A 14809-nucleotide genomic window follows, 5' to 3' on the forward strand; every position below is an offset into this window, starting at 1 on the left:
AACGTAATCCTCCTTTCAGATTTAATTGGCAGGTGCGTTATCGGCTGCTGGGGTACCTACTACGGTTCCTTCCTGAACCAGACCGGCCCCTTCGGCAATGATGGTTTCACCTTCTTCCAGTCCGCTTTCTACAATGTATTCTTTTCCATTGTTTACGGGGAATACGCTCACTTGGGAAGATGTAGCCTTTCCGTCTACTACTTTATATACGAATATTTTGTCCTGGATTTCGTAGGTGGCTTCCTGTGGTACGATAAGTACGTTTTCCTTTATATAAGGAAAGATGACGGTTCCACTTCCTCCGTTACGCAACATGTGTTCGGGATTGGGGAAAGTTGCTCTCAGACTTACAGCTCCCGTACTGGTATCGATTGTTCCACTTATGGCGTCGATGCGTCCCTTATGGGCATATGTCAAGCCATCGCTGAGTTTCAGTTCTACTTCGGGCATTTGTTTCATGGCTTCATCCAGTGTTTTGTACTGACGTATCAGTGAAAGTACCTGGCTTTCGGTCATGGAGAAATAAACATACATCTCTGTATCGTCGGACACGGTAGTGAGGGGTGTAGTGATCGATGCGTCTACCAAGGCTCCTACACGATAGGGGAGCATACCCGACACACCGTCTACAGGACTTTTCACTTCGGTATACGATAGGTTATTACGTGCGTTCACTTCTTCAGCTTTGGCTTGTGCCAGTGTAGCTTCGGCTTGTAGCAAACTGTTGCGTGCAGTTTGTAGATCGAAGGCTGATACTACGTTCTCTTTGAAAAGTTGTTCTTTACTGTCTGCTGTCAGTCGGGCCGTGGCTACCGAGGCTTCAGCGCTTTTGACGTTGGCAATGGCTGTTTCGAGGGCTGCTTTATAAGGCACTTGATCTATGATGACCAGTGTCTGTCCTTTTTTTACTTGAGCTCCCTCGGCAATACATACCTGGGTGATGGTTCCGCTAACTTGCGGGCGTATTTCTACACTTTGTCGTCCGTTGATGACGGCTGTATAACTTTGACTCAGTGTACGTGATCCGCGTGACACTTCCATTGTTTTGTAGTTTCCTCCGTTCATATTTAGAGGAGCATTCTTACATGCGGTGGCAAGCAGGAGGCAGAGGCTCCATGTGCTTGCGCGTAAAAACATTCTTTTCATTCTTAACTTAATTCCATTAGTGTCCCGTTAAAATGGGACGAGTTAAACAATTAATCAAAAAGCCCCGGAATCAGGGGATCATTTAGATCTTTGACATCATTGAAATTAGTCTTGTCGAACAGGTCACGCAAGTGGGTTTTGTCAGTCAATGATATACTGAGAATTTGCAAAACTTCATAGGTTGAACGTTTCAACTTCATATCATGTTGGACAATAGCCACAAGACAGTACGTGATAATAGCCACACTGATTTGTATGCGAACAGCGTTCTCTGTTGTGCCCCAGAATTTCTTTATCTTGAGATGCTGCTTGAGCCATTTGAAGAACAGCTCGATTAACCATCTTTTCTTATAAAGATTGGCGACATCCAGTGCAGAAAGTTGTTTTGCATTCGTCAAGAAAGTGAACTCACGGTCATCCTCTTCGTCGTAATATCGGACGAGTCTGAATGACTCCGGATATTTCTTCCCGGAGAGATAACCGGTCAGTTTCACTTCTGCATCTGTCATTATGTTCTTTGGCATTCTCCGCTTCCATTTGACTGTCTTATACTTTAAGTTCGTCTTGGCCCTGACAACAAAGAAAGAGTCTGTAAGATGTATCCTATAGAGCTCTTTAAAAGAATCATAAGCCCTGTCGAATATATAATAAGCATTTGGTTCATAATGGATTGAAGACATCGCTGTAGAATCATGCTTTGAGGCAGTGGTTACAGTATAGAAGGCAGGAACTTGTGCTTCAATGTCGTATAAGACATGAGCTTTCACTCCTCCTTTCTTGCTTCGGAACTTTGCCCACGGGAATGTTGCAAGACATAACGGAATCGTTGTTGAATCAAACGCATATTTCTTTCCGGAAATGTCAAGGATGTTGGTCGTCCGCTTCTCGCAGGCTTCCTTCATCATATAGAAAGCAAAGTCTTCGAAGATTCTGTAATCGCGGTTCTGGTTGGCTGTGGCAAGAGTTGTCTTGGCTATCGGTTCACGACCTAACCCAAGATGATATTGCTTGCCCCTATGCGCCTCGAAAGCAACGATTAAGTCTCGCAGGCTCTCACGGTTACTCAGTTGCCCAAACATCATTGCAAGCATCTGATTCCAGCAAGTGAAATGTTTCACATACCGGTTGCCATCATACTTGCGAACATAGTTGTTGAACTGAGTCCTGTTCAGAAAAGCGGTTAATTGAGAGAATACGTATTTGTCTTGGAACATAGCAGCCATTTGTATTAGACTGCAAAGTTGCAAAATCAAGTCCGTTTCATCTCAAGAAACCACGTAATTGACTATATTTCAATAATTTCAAAGAACTATTTATCCACTTTTACGGGACAGTAGTGACTTAATTCATTTAAATGATTATGGCCGCAAAGTTATCGGCAATGTGGGGGCTTCTTTTGGTTTGGTTTCACTTCAGATTGGTTTGAAATCACGTATTACCACTTTTTTGCTTTATATTTTTTAATAAGTGAAAAAAGGCTTCGGACTTTCAAGTCTTTCTTCTATATTTACCCTCGAAAAAGAGTAAGAGATGCTCTTGAACAAGGTTCGCTGGAAGAGAGAGAAAGCAGATGGTTTCATAATAAATTGATGAATGGAATATGGTAAATCTGAAAGAGTATGTTCTCGACTGGTTAGGACCGGATAGGGTGCAGGCCGGTATTGTGGAAATGGCGGCATGCGGTAGTGAAGTGATAATGGTGAAGTTGGCAGGGGCTTGTCTGACATTGGGTCGAAAGCTTCCTGATAGAGAACATCACGTTAGTATGCTGATGACCAGAGGTGAGCTTCGTCTGACATTGAACGGTGATCGCGTGGGGTTGTTTGCTCCGGCTTATATTGACTTTATTGCTTCTAACCAATGGAAAAATGTGACGGTAGAAGGAAATCTGGAAGGTTATCTGTTGGTGGTTGAACGGAATTTTTTTCTTGAAACGACTTCTAAATTGCGTTCTAGAATCTCAGAGAAGATGATGGCTTATGCTAAACGACCTTTTGTCTCACTGAACAGTGAAGAGGTAGTGGGACTTCAGGGACTCTCTTCTTCTTTATTTGCTTTGATGTCGGCAGAAAAGAATGGCATCTTTCATCGTGAATTAGTACAGAGCATGTTGCGTGCCTGTCAGTGTGAGCTATGGAATATTGTTTTTCGTCAGGGTGAGTCTGTAGAGAAAGCGGAAGAACCTTATCGTTTGGGAGAAATGGTTGCACATTTTCTTTATCTGGCTCACACCTATTGTTGCGAACGTCACGAAGTGAACTGGTATTGCGAACAGTTGGGTGTGTCGCCCAATGCCTTGATTGCAACATTAAAAAGATTTTATGGGAAAACAGCCCGTAGCATTATAGACGACTTGCTTATAACTGAAGCGAAGGTTGCTTTGAGAAACCCTGAATTAAGCGTGCAGGATATATCAGACAAACTTTGCTTCAGTGACCAGTCGGCTTTCGGCAAGTTCTTCAAGCGTTATTGTGGAATGTCTCCTGCTCTTTTTCGTCGTGAGCAGGAGAAGGAAAAATAGGTTGATCATTAATAATTGTTGAATATATTGTGATTGGATTTTTGTGGCAGAGAAATTGTAAACGAAGTTTTATGATAGGGGTGGGAGATTACAGATAATTCTCCACCATGCATACGTATAATTTGCCGGGATAAACTGAGGCCTATGCCTGTTCCATTCGTTTTTGTGGTAAAAAAAGGTATAAATATATCTTCAATTAGGTTAGATGGAATACCAGAACCGTTATCTGTTATCTTTATGAATAGTATCGTTTCTTTGCGATATATTTCTATATGTATTTTTTTATTAGATTGTTGTGTAAATGCTTGTATTGCATTTTTCAACAAATTGATTAAAACTTGCGATAACATTTTCTCATCTGCATAAATTTTTATTTCTGGTTGAAAAAGGTCAACCGAAAAATCGATATGTTGTTGTATTAAATCTTCTTTATATAGTGTCTGAATGCTTTCAATTAAATCTGTTAATGAAAAGTACTTCATTTCAGGATGTTTTAATCCTGAAAATTGTCTATATGATTCTGTGAAATAAATTAGATTTTGTCCCTGACTTTTGATGGTTTCGAGTCCACGTATTGTTTTTTCAATAGTGTGATCCGTAATGTGTTTTGTGTGTTCTGAAGTATTTTTTATTTGAAAATAAGAAAGAAGGGTTTCAGATAGTGAAACAATGGGTGTGATAGAATTCATTATTTCATGTGTCAAGACTCGCATTAGCTTTTCCCAAGACTCATATTCTTTTTGATGTAATTTACGCTCGAACTCAATCTTTTTATGTTCTGATATTAAAGTATATACTCTATTAAAAGATGCATATAAATATCGTTGTTCTTTGGATCCAATATTTTCTGGAAAATAAAGCATGGATTCATTATCTTCTATAGAATCAAAAAAAAATTTCATTTTCCGATTATAAGAATTCAAGTAATAAACAAGTCTCCCAATAAGGCCAAAAGCTATTAGAATCGTAATTGTTCCTAGTATTATAGCTTTTCTTGAAATAATACCTGCAAGCCCGAGCCCAAGTGTAAAGACTATGAGTAATACAAATAAAAGGATGTGTATGTATAAACGAGTGCTAAACATTTAATTAAAAATTGAAACGTGTTAATTTGTTATATAATGTTTGTCTACTGATACCTAATTGTTCGGCTGCTGCTGTTAAATTTCCTGAATTTTGAGATATAGCTGCTAATATAGCTTTTCTTTCTACTTCTTTTAAATTAGGAACTCTATCAAAAGAAAATGTATTATCTAAATGTATAGAGATATCAGATGGTTTTATTATATCTTTTTCTGCTAAGATCACAGCTTTTTCAATGGTATATTGTAATTCCCTAATATTTCCAGGCCAATTATGACTTTCCAGCTTTTGTATGGTTTTGGGATGTAAGGATAATCCTGTCCGTTTATACAAATTAGCGTATTTTTTTAAGAAAAATTCTGCAAATGTCGCTATGTCTTCTTTACGGTGTCGTAAAGGAGGAATTTCTATTTGTATAGTGTTTATACGATAAAATAAATCCTCACGGAAATGAGCTTGCTTTACCATTTCAAGTAAATTCCGATTAGTGGCGGCAATTAATCGTATGTCAATTGGAATCTTTTTATTACTTCCAAGTCGGGTTATTTCTCTATTTTGTAAAGCAACTAATAACTTTGCTTGCAATCCTAAAGATAAGTTTCCAATTTCATCAAGAAAAAGTGTACTTCCATTTGCCGCTTCAAATTTACCAATTCTACTCTCGTATGCATCTGTAAAAGCTCCTTTTTCATGTCCAAACAATTCACTTTCAAATAATGTTTCACTGATAGATCCCATATCAATATTAAACATTTCATACTGACTGCGAAGAGACAAACGATGAATCTCTCGAGCTAATACTTCTTTGCCTGTACCATTTTCACCCAAAATTAAGATGTTTGCATCTGTTTTGGCTACTTTAGTTACAAGTCTTATTATTTTCATCATCGCTGGAGAATGGCCAATAATCATTCCTGGTTCACTAGCTCCTTTAATAGAATTAGCAGGTAATTTATGTTTTGCTTCTTGTAATGTAGTTCTTATTTTTTTTATCAAGTTGTCATTATTCCAAGGTTTTAATACAAAATCTGCTGCTCCACTTTTTAATGATTTTACAGCAAGATCAATATCTCCATAAGCCGTTAGCATAATAACTGGTAGTTCAGGTCTAATTTCATGTATGCGCTGGAGCCAAAACAAGCCTTCATTACCTGTATTAAAACCAACAGAAAAATTCATATCTAAAATGACTAAATCAATTATGAATTCATCTAAAATAGAAAATATCTTATTGGGATCAGATACAGTCTCTATTTTCTCAAATTCTCTTTCCAAGAGAAGTTCTAGAGAAGTTAATACGCTTTTGTTGTCATCGACAATTAGAATAGTACCAGTTTGCATATGTTCTTTTTTTTAAAGGTAAAAATACCTGTTTTACAGATGTCGAACAAAAAAACGCCTAAATATTTGACACTTCAGAAATTTTATTTATGCCCCTTTCTTAATTTTTATAATTATAATGATGTTTTTGTGGAAGGATAACTAAAATAACACAAGTGGAATTATTCTTTGTGTACAAGAATTGTTTGTTGAGAAAAGACTAAATCAAAAATCCTATAATAAATATAAATGTTTAACTGAGAATCAATCAAAATGTAAGTCTTCCGAGATTTGTGGAGTTTAAGATAAGAGCGATATGTACATACATCATTCTTAGTGTCAAAAAGATAGACGTTTATACGTCAATAAATTGGACGTTTAGTTCTATTTTGATTTTATAAACATCTAGTTTCCAATGTATTATGATAGTGGCACACAATTTGTATCATATAAGCCAAATAGAATAATGTAAAGTAATCGATATGAGTTCTGAAACACCTATTAGGCAATGTTTATTGATTTTTTTATCGATTTGTTATTTCGTTTTGCCTGAAATTAGTAATGCGCAATCCGAATGGACCGAATCTGAATGTATACGATATGCAATTGAGCATAATTTACGGATACAAAATAAAAAATTGGATGCTAAAATTGCCAATACAGATATTATAGCTGCTTATGGTAATTTTTTACCTTCAATTAGTACTATCAGTGTATTGGGAAAGCAGTTTGGACATTCCATAGATCCATTAACAAACCAATATACTTCTGAGTCTTTTTTAGAAAATACGATCGGACTAAATATTTCTCTCCCTGTATTTGAAGGCTTTTCGCGTGTTGATAAATTGTTGTTTTATAAAATGAACAAAAAAATTAATGTGTTGTCAAGTAAAGTGGAAGAAAATAATTTGGCTTTTGAAGTTTTAGAAGCATTTTATCGTTATTCTTTCGATAAAGAAATGCACAAACTTGCAGTTGAACAACGGAAACTAAGTGAATATTATTGCAGGCAGATGATGGAATATGTTGATTTAGGAATACGTTCCCTTTCCGACTTACAAGAAGTAAAAGCACGGTTACAATCCGATGTTTATCAAGAAACGGTGAAATCTAATAATTGCAATCTTTCTCTATTAACTCTGAAAGAACTTATGAATATTAAAGAAACTGATACATTGTCTATTGTCATCACAGAGAGTAGGATGGATATAACTGACAGTCTTTTAAGCTTAAATGAACTATATTCCATTTCTGAATTAACTCTTCCAGAATATCATATTATGAATATGAAAGAAAAAGCTTCTCGTAAACTATGGTCTATGGCAAAAAGAGTTTTTTACCCTTCAATTCGTCTGGAATTTAATTTAAATACTGGATATTATAATACGGCAAAAAATAAATCTGGTGATATTATCCCCTATCGAGAACAATTAAATAATAATATGAATAGGTATACTGGAATATGCGTATCTTTACCGATATTCAATGGTTTATCTCGTTTAGAGAATATAAGAAAAGAAAAACTTCGTTTGCAGCAAGTACAGAATGAAAATGAACAACAACGTTTATCATTATATAAACAAATACATAATACATATCTTTCTTTTCAATCTGCACTTAAGGAATGTCAATTAGCTAAAGAACAACTTCGTGCGGATTCTATTACATGGAAAGAAAGTGAAGAAAAATGGAGGGAGGGTATGATATCTATGTTCGAATTGTTGGAAAAACGCAATCAATACATGCGGAGTAAAGCAGAGATAATACGTACCAAACTGCGATATAGTCTTCAAAAAAGAGTGATACGATTCTATCAGGAAGGAACATTTTTGTAATAAAAATTAATTATAAAATAAAAATGAAGCAGATTGATTATAACGGCATGGATACAAAAATTGAGAAAAAATCCAAATTTTCAAAGAAAATGATTTGTATTATAATTGGTTCAATTACTATTCTTTTGGGGGTATTATGGATAACATTTCGTGTCAATTCATCCTCTATGAATGTAAACAAAGATGGCATAACAATTTCTACTGTACAAAAGGGAGAATTTAATGATTACATAAGAGTAGTTGGACAGGTTATTCCGGATCATATCATATATTTGGATGCTATTGAAGGGGGACGAGTAGAGGAACGTTTGATAGAAGAAGGAACGCAAGTAAAAGCTGGAGATATAATTCTTCGTCTTAGTAATCCGCTGTTAAATATTGGTATTTTACAAAGTGAGGCAAACTTGGCTTATCAGGAAAATGAACTTCGTAATACTCGCTTGAATATGGAACAAGAGCATCTTAGTTTGAAGCAAGAACGTATTACACTGAATAAAGAATTAATACAGAAGCAACGTCGTTTTCAACAATACTCACATCTATTTCAAAAGAATTTAATATCCAGGGAAGATTATTTACAGTCACAGGAAGATTATAATTCAATTTCAGAACAAGTCAAAGTTTTAGATGAAAGGATCAAACAAGATGTACAGTTACGTGATAATCAATTACAAAGTCTAAATGAAAATATACGAAACATTAAAAAAAGTCTTTTACTTGTACGTGAACGTTTAGAGAACTTAAAGATAAAAGCGCCTGTTGATGGACAATTAGGAAATATAGAAGCTCAAATAGGACAATCTATATCTCAAGGTGAACGTATAGGACAAATTATTACTCCAGAATTAAAGGTAGAAGCAAAGATTGATGAGCATTATGTGGAACGTATACATTCTGGCCTTTTGGCTAATTTTGAGCGTGAAGGAAAAAAGTATAGTTTGAAAATAACAAAAGTATATCCGGAAGTACAAAATGGACAATTTCGCACTGATTTGCATTTTATTTCTGATAGACCTGTGAATATCCGTTCTGGACAAACATATCACTTAGATTTACAACTGGGTGATCCTATAGAAGCAGTTCTTATTCCACGTGGAAGTTTTTACCAGTCAAGTGGAGGGGAATATGTATATGTAGTAGATGAGAAAGAAAAAGTGGCTCATCTGCGCCAAGTTCGATTAGGACGACAGAATCCTTTGTATTATGAAGTTCTGGATGGGTTGAATCCTGGAGAGAAAGTTATTATTTCCGGATATGATTTATTTGGTAAAAATGAACACTTAAAATTACGATAATGGAATATTTTTCTCAAATTATTAAAAGTCAGAGGGTAAAGAAGTCTCTTACAGCCCTTAATTTATTGGGCCTTTCTGTGTGTATAGGTTCGGCTCTGTTGATTCTTTTTTATGTACGGTTTGAATTAAGTTTTGACACATTTCATGATGGTGATCGAATTTATCGTGTAGAAAGTCGTCTTTATGAAGGGAACGTTTTGACGGACAATTGGGCTACAACGACATTTGGCCACGCTCCTGTCATGTTTCGTGAGATTCCTGGCATCGAACAATATGTAAGGGTGACAGCACAAGACCGTGAACAAGAAGTTACATACAAGGATCGTCAGTTTATAGAGGAAAAATATTGTTATACGGAACCTGCCTTTTTTGATTTATTTAATTTCCCCATAATTAAAGGGGAGAAGGAAGGACAATTAGTTCGTCCAAATACAGTTGTAATTACGGAAAGTACTGCACATCGCTATTTTGCAGATAGTGATCCTATTGGTAAAATCTTGACCTTTAAGACACCTTCATCTGAACAGCATTTTGAGGTTACAGGAATAATTGCAGATATGCCATATAACTCTCATTTACGTTACGATTTTTTATTGTCGTATTCTTCTATTCCAGAAGCAAGACGTGACATTTGGTATATTCATGGTGTGTATACTTACATACGTCTTAAACCCGGTAAAAGTCCAAGCGATATAGAAGAAAATTTTCATTCTATATCAGAAAAATATAAGACATCTGCATTAAAGTATAAAGATTGGAGAGTTGAACTTATTCCTTTAAAAGATATACATTTGACTCCTCGTAAATCATATGAAAAGGAAGAAAAAGGTAGCAAAACAGCTGTCCAGATTCTTTTTATTATGGCTGTAGCTTTATTGTTAATCGGATGGGTAAATGCTTTGAACTTAACTATTGCGCGATATTTGGAAAGGGGTAAGGAATTTGGGCTTAGAAAAGTACTCGGAGCTTCTCGTCGGCAGATTGTAATACAAGGATTACTTGAATCAGGGTTATTCAACTTATTGGCATTGGTCTTAGCTTTGGGATGGATAGAAGTATTGTTGCCTATTGTTTCCCGTTGGGTTGGACAAAATTTTGCATTTGACGTTTTTAACTCATTAGAATGTTGGAGTATGGTATTAATGATATTTGTCTGTGGAACCTTTTTTATTGGTTTATATCCGTCATTTCTACTTACTCATATTAAGCCTTCAGACATCATGCGAGGTAAATTTTTACATAGTCGAAAGGGAAATAAAATTAGGAAAATATTAATTGTCATTCAATTTATAGCTTCTTTTATTTTAGTTTCAGGAACAATTGTAGTAATTAGACAAATACATTTTATACAACAAGAAACTTCTTCTGCTATGTTTGATCGAGTTTTGGTTTTGAAATATCCTGCTTTAACAGAAAATATGTCTGTACAAATGATGAACTTTAAGAAAAGACTGGAACAGGAGTCCTTTATAAGTCATGTGGCAGTTTCTGGTGCAGTTCCAGGTGCGGAAGTAGCAAATTATTTCACTAATCGTCCTTATGGAAGCGACATATCAGAAATAAAACTGATACAAATGTTTGCTGTAGATTATGATTATTTGACTCTGTATTCTCTTAAAATCATTTGTGGCCGTATTTTTTCTGAGAATTATGGAAATGAACTAAACAAGGTCGTCTTGAATGAGGAGGCTGCCAGATTACTTGGATACTCTTCTCCTGAAGATGCATTAGGCAAACAATTGGCCATGGAAGTCTTGGAAGAACCTCTTGAGATTATTGGTGTTGTGAAAAATTACCACCAACAATCACTTGCTGAACCATATAAGCCAATAATGTTTTTTATAAAAGAACGTGTTCCTTTTATTGCGACACCGTATATTTCTATTCAATTAAATACAGAAATTAATGCAAAACAAGTTGCAAAGATAGAGCAGATATATAAAACATATTTTCCTTCAGCCGTATTTTCATATTTTAGGTTGAGTGATTACAATGATGATTTGTATAAATCAGATCGTAATTTTAGTTGGATTTTTACATGTGCATCATTGCTTGCAATATTTGTAGCTTGTTTGGGGTTATGGATTATGACTCTTTTTTCTACAATGGCTCGTGTAAAAGAAATTGGAATAAGAAAGGTGTTAGGGGCTGATAAGATAAGTCTTTTTGGGGTTTTAACACGGGAGTTGATATTACTTACGATATTGGCTACAGTATTGGGAACTCCTCTTTCTATTATTTTGATGGATGAATGGCTTGGAACTTATGCCTTTCATATTGTTTTGCCTTGGTGGGGATATGTAATAGCATTTGTGTTAATGATATTTGTCGCTTTATTGACAGTAGCTCATCAAGTTTGGCGTGTAATTCGTTTAAAACCAATGCGTATCTTGAGAAATGAGTAATTTAAATTTTTAAAACACTACTGTCCCGTAAAAGTGGATAAATAGTTCTTTGAAATTATTGAAATATAGTCAATTACGTGGTTTCTTGAGATGAAACGGACTTGATTTTGCAACTTTGCAGTCTAATACAAATGGCTGCTATGTTCCAAGACAAATACGTATTCTCTCAATTAACCGCTTTTCTGAACAGGACTCAGTTCAACAACTATGTTCGCAAGTATGATGGCAACCGGTATGTGAAACATTTCACTTGCTGGAATCAGATGCTTGCAATGATGTTTGGGCAACTGAGTAACCGTGAGAGCCTGCGAGACTTAATCGTTGCTTTCGAGGCGCATAGGGGCAAGCAATATCATCTTGGGTTAGGTCGTGAACCGATAGCCAAGACAACTCTTGCCACAGCCAACCAGAACCGCGATTACAGAATCTTCGAAGACTTTGCTTTCTATATGATGAAGGAAGCCTGCGAGAAGCGGACGACCAACATCCTTGACATTTCCGGAAAGAAATATGCGTTTGATTCAACAACGATTCCGTTATGTCTTGCAACATTCCCGTGGGCAAAGTTCCGAAGCAAGAAAGGAGGAGTGAAAGCTCATGTCTTATACGACATTGAAGCACAAGTTCCTGCCTTCTATACTGTAACCACTGCCTCAAAGCATGATTCTACAGCGATGTCTTCAATCCATTATGAACCAAATGCTTATTATATATTCGACAGGGCTTATGATTCTTTTAAAGAGCTCTATAGGATACATCTTACAGACTCTTTCTTTGTTGTCAGGGCCAAGACGAACTTAAAGTATAAGACAGTCAAATGGAAGCGGAGAATGCCAAAGAACATAATGACAGATGCAGAAGTGAAACTGACCGGTTATCTCTCCGGGAAGAAATATCCGGAGTCATTCAGACTCGTCCGATATTACGACGAAGAGGATGACCGTGAGTTCACTTTCTTGACGAATGCAAAACAACTTTCTGCACTGGATGTCGCCAATCTTTATAAGAAAAGATGGTTAATCGAGCTGTTCTTCAAATGGCTCAAGCAGCATCTCAAGATAAAGAAATTCTGGGGCACAACAGAGAACGCTGTTCGCATACAAATCAGTGTGGCTATTATCACGTACTGTCTTGTGGCTATTGTCCAACATGATATGAAGTTGAAACGTTCAACCTATGAAGTTTTGCAAATTCTCAGTATATCATTGACTGACAAAACCCACTTGCGTGACCTGTTCGACAAGACTAATTTCAATGATGTCAAAGATCTAAATGATCCCCTGATTCCGGGGCTTTTTGATTAATTGTTTAACTCGTCCCATTTTAACGGGACACTAATGTTTTTAAAATATGATTAGAACAGAAAATCTTTCCATGGTCTTTACGACAGAAGATGTACAGACCAGAGCATTAAACAATGTAAATTTGGAGATTAAACAAGGGGAATTTGTTGCCATTATGGGGCCATCAGGATGTGGAAAGTCAACGTTGCTAAATATTTTAGGAACGCTAGACATACCTACGTCTGGGAAATATTTTATTAACGAGAAAGAGATGACCAAAATGAATGAAAATCAGTTGAGCTCTTTTCGTAAGAAAAATATTGGCTTTGTGTTCCAAAGTTTTAATCTGATAGATGAATTAACGGTATTTGAAAATGTTGAGTTACCATTAGTTTATCTGGGTATTCAGAAGAAAGAACGAATATCAAAAGTAATGGATGTATTAGAACAAATGAATATAGCCCATCGTGCCAAACACTTTCCACAGCAATTGTCAGGAGGGCAACAACAACGAGTGGCCATTGCTCGTGCTATAGTCACAGATTGTCCTTTGATATTAGCAGATGAGCCAACTGGTAATTTGGATTCAACAAATGGTATTGAAGTCATGACGTTACTACAACAACTTAACAAACAGGGAACAACAATTATAATGGTTACACATTCGGAAAGAGATGCTGGTTATGCCAATCGAGTGATTTATTTGTTGGATGGTAGAATAATAAGTAAGTAATGGTAATGTAATAATATATCAGTTAATTCTTAAAATATTCTATTATAGGAATTTTATTTCAGGAGGTTTTCTATGGTCCGGCTGATGTTTGTTTGGGCCACATCTTTCTGCATGGCAGTGCTGAGGGGCATATCCGGAGGGGTGGTGGCATATACTTGGCTGAAACCGGCCGAACGAAGTATTTCTTTGTCGGCTACTTGGCCGGCTATCAGAACGACAGGAATACCTGTTTGGCGGGATTCGTTCAGTACGCCTGCCGGAACTTTCCCCATCGTAGTCTGTTGGTCGGCGCGGCCCTCACCTGTAATGATCAGGTCTGCTCCCTTTATCTTGTCCCTAAATCCGTTGGCTTCCAGCAGCAAGCTGATGCCCGGACGGAGTTCGGCGTTCAGAAAGGCAGCCAGTGCACCGCCCAGTCCTCCTGCCGCTCCTGCGCCGGGTAGGGTGGCAATGTCATGTCCTGTCGTTTGTCGGTAGAGTTCGGCCAGGTGGCGCAGGCCTTTGTCAAGCAGTTGCACCTCGTCGGGAGTAGCACCTTTTTGTGGAGAGAAGATATAGGCTGCACCTTCGGGACCGTAGAACGGATTGCGGACATCGCAGGCGGCGGTACATCGGACGGTCTTTAAGGCTGGGTGGGCAAACGAGGTATCTATTCTGTCTGTTTCTTCCATGTCGCAACCCCTTCCTTCCAGTTCCTGACCCTGACGGTCTAGAAAACGGATACCTAAAGCGCTGAGCATGCCCATCCCTCCGTCGTTGGTAGCACTGCCACCCAGTCCGATGACCATGTGGTTGCATCCCCTGTCGAGGGCATCGCGCATCAGTTCGCCTGTCCCACGGGTAGTGGTTAGCAGAGGATTGCGTTGGTTTTCAGGCACAAGGGGGAGTCCGCTGGCCGAAGCCATTTCGATGTAGGCCGTTTGTCCGTCGGAACTTATCAGATAACGTGCTTTCACTTTCTCGTCCAAAGGTCCCTGTACACGGAGGCGCACTTCCTGTGCACGTAAGGCAGAAAGGGCTTCCAGCATACCTTCGCCACCATCGGCTATCGGGATACAGACGATTTCAGCTTGAGGATACACCCGCCGGATGCCTTCGAGAGCAGCGGCTTCGGCCTCGGCAGAGGTGAGGCTCCCTTTAAAGGAGTCGATGGCAAGGACTATCTTTCTCATGACTTCAGTGGATTGG

Annotated in this window: 11 protein-coding genes; 6 read left to right on the forward strand and 5 right to left on the reverse strand. The window is 37.5% G+C overall.

From position 1 onward, the window contains the following. Positions 1-21: 21 nt before the first annotated feature. Complete coding sequence (locus BQ8005_RS01055; RefSeq protein WP_075316778.1) at positions 22-1146, reverse strand: efflux RND transporter periplasmic adaptor subunit; 1125 nt, start codon at positions 1144-1146, stop codon at positions 22-24. 50 nt (positions 1147-1196) lie between these two features. After that, complete coding sequence (locus BQ8005_RS01060) at positions 1197-2360, reverse strand: IS4 family transposase (protein WP_075318825.1); 1164 nt, start codon at positions 2358-2360, stop codon at positions 1197-1199. 386 nt (positions 2361-2746) lie between these two features. On the opposite strand from BQ8005_RS01060, the gene BQ8005_RS01065 reads away from it, so the two are divergent. Further along, positions 2747-3667 carry a helix-turn-helix transcriptional regulator gene (locus BQ8005_RS01065; RefSeq protein WP_075316779.1) on the forward strand — a complete coding sequence of 307 codons (921 nt, stop codon included), beginning with the start codon at positions 2747-2749 and terminating at the stop codon, positions 3665-3667. Between the two features lie 8 nt (positions 3668-3675). Here the strand turns inward: BQ8005_RS01065 and BQ8005_RS01070 are convergent, their stop codons facing one another. Together BQ8005_RS01070 and BQ8005_RS01075 are read right to left on the reverse strand one after the other, a co-directional pair. Then, positions 3676-4569, reverse strand: coding sequence for a sensor histidine kinase (locus tag BQ8005_RS01070; RefSeq protein ID WP_234983981.1), 894 nt, complete (start codon positions 4567-4569; stop codon positions 3676-3678). A gap of 187 nt (positions 4570-4756) precedes the next feature. Next, positions 4757-6091 carry a sigma-54-dependent transcriptional regulator gene (locus tag BQ8005_RS01075; RefSeq protein WP_075316781.1) on the reverse strand — a complete coding sequence of 445 codons (1335 nt, stop codon included), beginning with the start codon at positions 6089-6091 and terminating at the stop codon, positions 4757-4759. A 461-nt stretch (positions 6092-6552) separates the two neighbouring features. On the opposite strand from BQ8005_RS01075, the gene BQ8005_RS01080 reads away from it, so the two are divergent. The 5 genes from BQ8005_RS01080 (at position 6553) to BQ8005_RS01100 (ending at position 13621) form a co-directional block, all read left to right on the forward strand. Further along, complete coding sequence (locus tag BQ8005_RS01080) at positions 6553-7905, forward strand: TolC family protein (protein WP_075316782.1); 1353 nt, start codon at positions 6553-6555, stop codon at positions 7903-7905. Between the two features lie 89 nt (positions 7906-7994). Next, on the forward strand, positions 7995-9200 hold the full coding sequence (locus tag BQ8005_RS01085) for an efflux RND transporter periplasmic adaptor subunit (protein ID WP_394334109.1): 1206 nt from the start codon (positions 7995-7997) through the stop codon (positions 9198-9200). Then, positions 9200-11605, forward strand: a complete 2406-nt coding sequence (locus tag BQ8005_RS01090) for an ABC transporter permease (protein WP_075316783.1) — start codon at positions 9200-9202, stop codon at positions 11603-11605. Before BQ8005_RS01085 ends, BQ8005_RS01090 begins: the two co-directional genes overlap by 1 nt. A gap of 140 nt (positions 11606-11745) precedes the next feature. After that, complete coding sequence (locus tag BQ8005_RS01095) at positions 11746-12909, forward strand: IS4 family transposase (protein WP_075318825.1); 1164 nt, start codon at positions 11746-11748, stop codon at positions 12907-12909. Between the two features lie 46 nt (positions 12910-12955). Beyond that, positions 12956-13621: an ABC transporter ATP-binding protein gene (locus BQ8005_RS01100; protein ID WP_075316784.1), complete on the forward strand. Its 666-nt coding sequence runs from the start codon at positions 12956-12958 to the stop codon at positions 13619-13621. A gap of 53 nt (positions 13622-13674) precedes the next feature. On the opposite strand, the gene BQ8005_RS01105 is transcribed toward BQ8005_RS01100, so the two are convergent. Beyond that, positions 13675-14793: a glycerate kinase gene (locus tag BQ8005_RS01105; protein WP_075316785.1), complete on the reverse strand. Its 1119-nt coding sequence runs from the start codon at positions 14791-14793 to the stop codon at positions 13675-13677. Positions 14794-14809 lie beyond the last annotated feature (16 nt).

The organism is Bacteroides togonis, assembly GCF_900130135.1.
In the GTDB taxonomy this organism is placed as follows: Bacteria; Bacteroidota; Bacteroidia; order Bacteroidales; family Bacteroidaceae; genus Bacteroides; species Bacteroides pullorum.

Bases quoted from the DNA above. Each gene is read 5' to 3' on its own strand.
- BQ8005_RS01055 (WP_075316778.1), bottom strand. From the start codon at position 1,146: ATGAAAAGAATGTTTTTACGCGCAAGCACATGGAGCCTCTGCCTCCTG.
- BQ8005_RS01100 (WP_075316784.1), top strand. From the start codon at position 12,956: ATGATTAGAACAGAAAATCTTTCCATGGTCTTTACGACAGAAGATGTA.
- BQ8005_RS01075 (WP_075316781.1), bottom strand. From the start codon at position 6,091: ATGCAAACTGGTACTATTCTAATTGTCGATGACAACAAAAGCGTATTA.
- BQ8005_RS01090 (WP_075316783.1), top strand. From the start codon at position 9,200: ATGGAATATTTTTCTCAAATTATTAAAAGTCAGAGGGTAAAGAAGTCT.
- BQ8005_RS01060 (WP_075318825.1), bottom strand. From the start codon at position 2,360: ATGTTCCAAGACAAATACGTATTCTCTCAATTAACCGCTTTTCTGAAC.
- BQ8005_RS01105 (WP_075316785.1), bottom strand. From the start codon at position 14,793: ATGAGAAAGATAGTCCTTGCCATCGACTCCTTTAAAGGGAGCCTCACC.
- BQ8005_RS01065 (WP_075316779.1), top strand. From the start codon at position 2,747: ATGGTAAATCTGAAAGAGTATGTTCTCGACTGGTTAGGACCGGATAGG.
- BQ8005_RS01070 (WP_234983981.1), bottom strand. From the start codon at position 4,569: ATGAAATTTTTTTTTGATTCTATAGAAGATAATGAATCCATGCTTTAT.
- BQ8005_RS01095 (WP_075318825.1), top strand. From the start codon at position 11,746: ATGTTCCAAGACAAATACGTATTCTCTCAATTAACCGCTTTTCTGAAC.
- BQ8005_RS01080 (WP_075316782.1), top strand. From the start codon at position 6,553: ATGAGTTCTGAAACACCTATTAGGCAATGTTTATTGATTTTTTTATCG.
- BQ8005_RS01085 (WP_394334109.1), top strand. From the start codon at position 7,995: ATGATTTGTATTATAATTGGTTCAATTACTATTCTTTTGGGGGTATTA.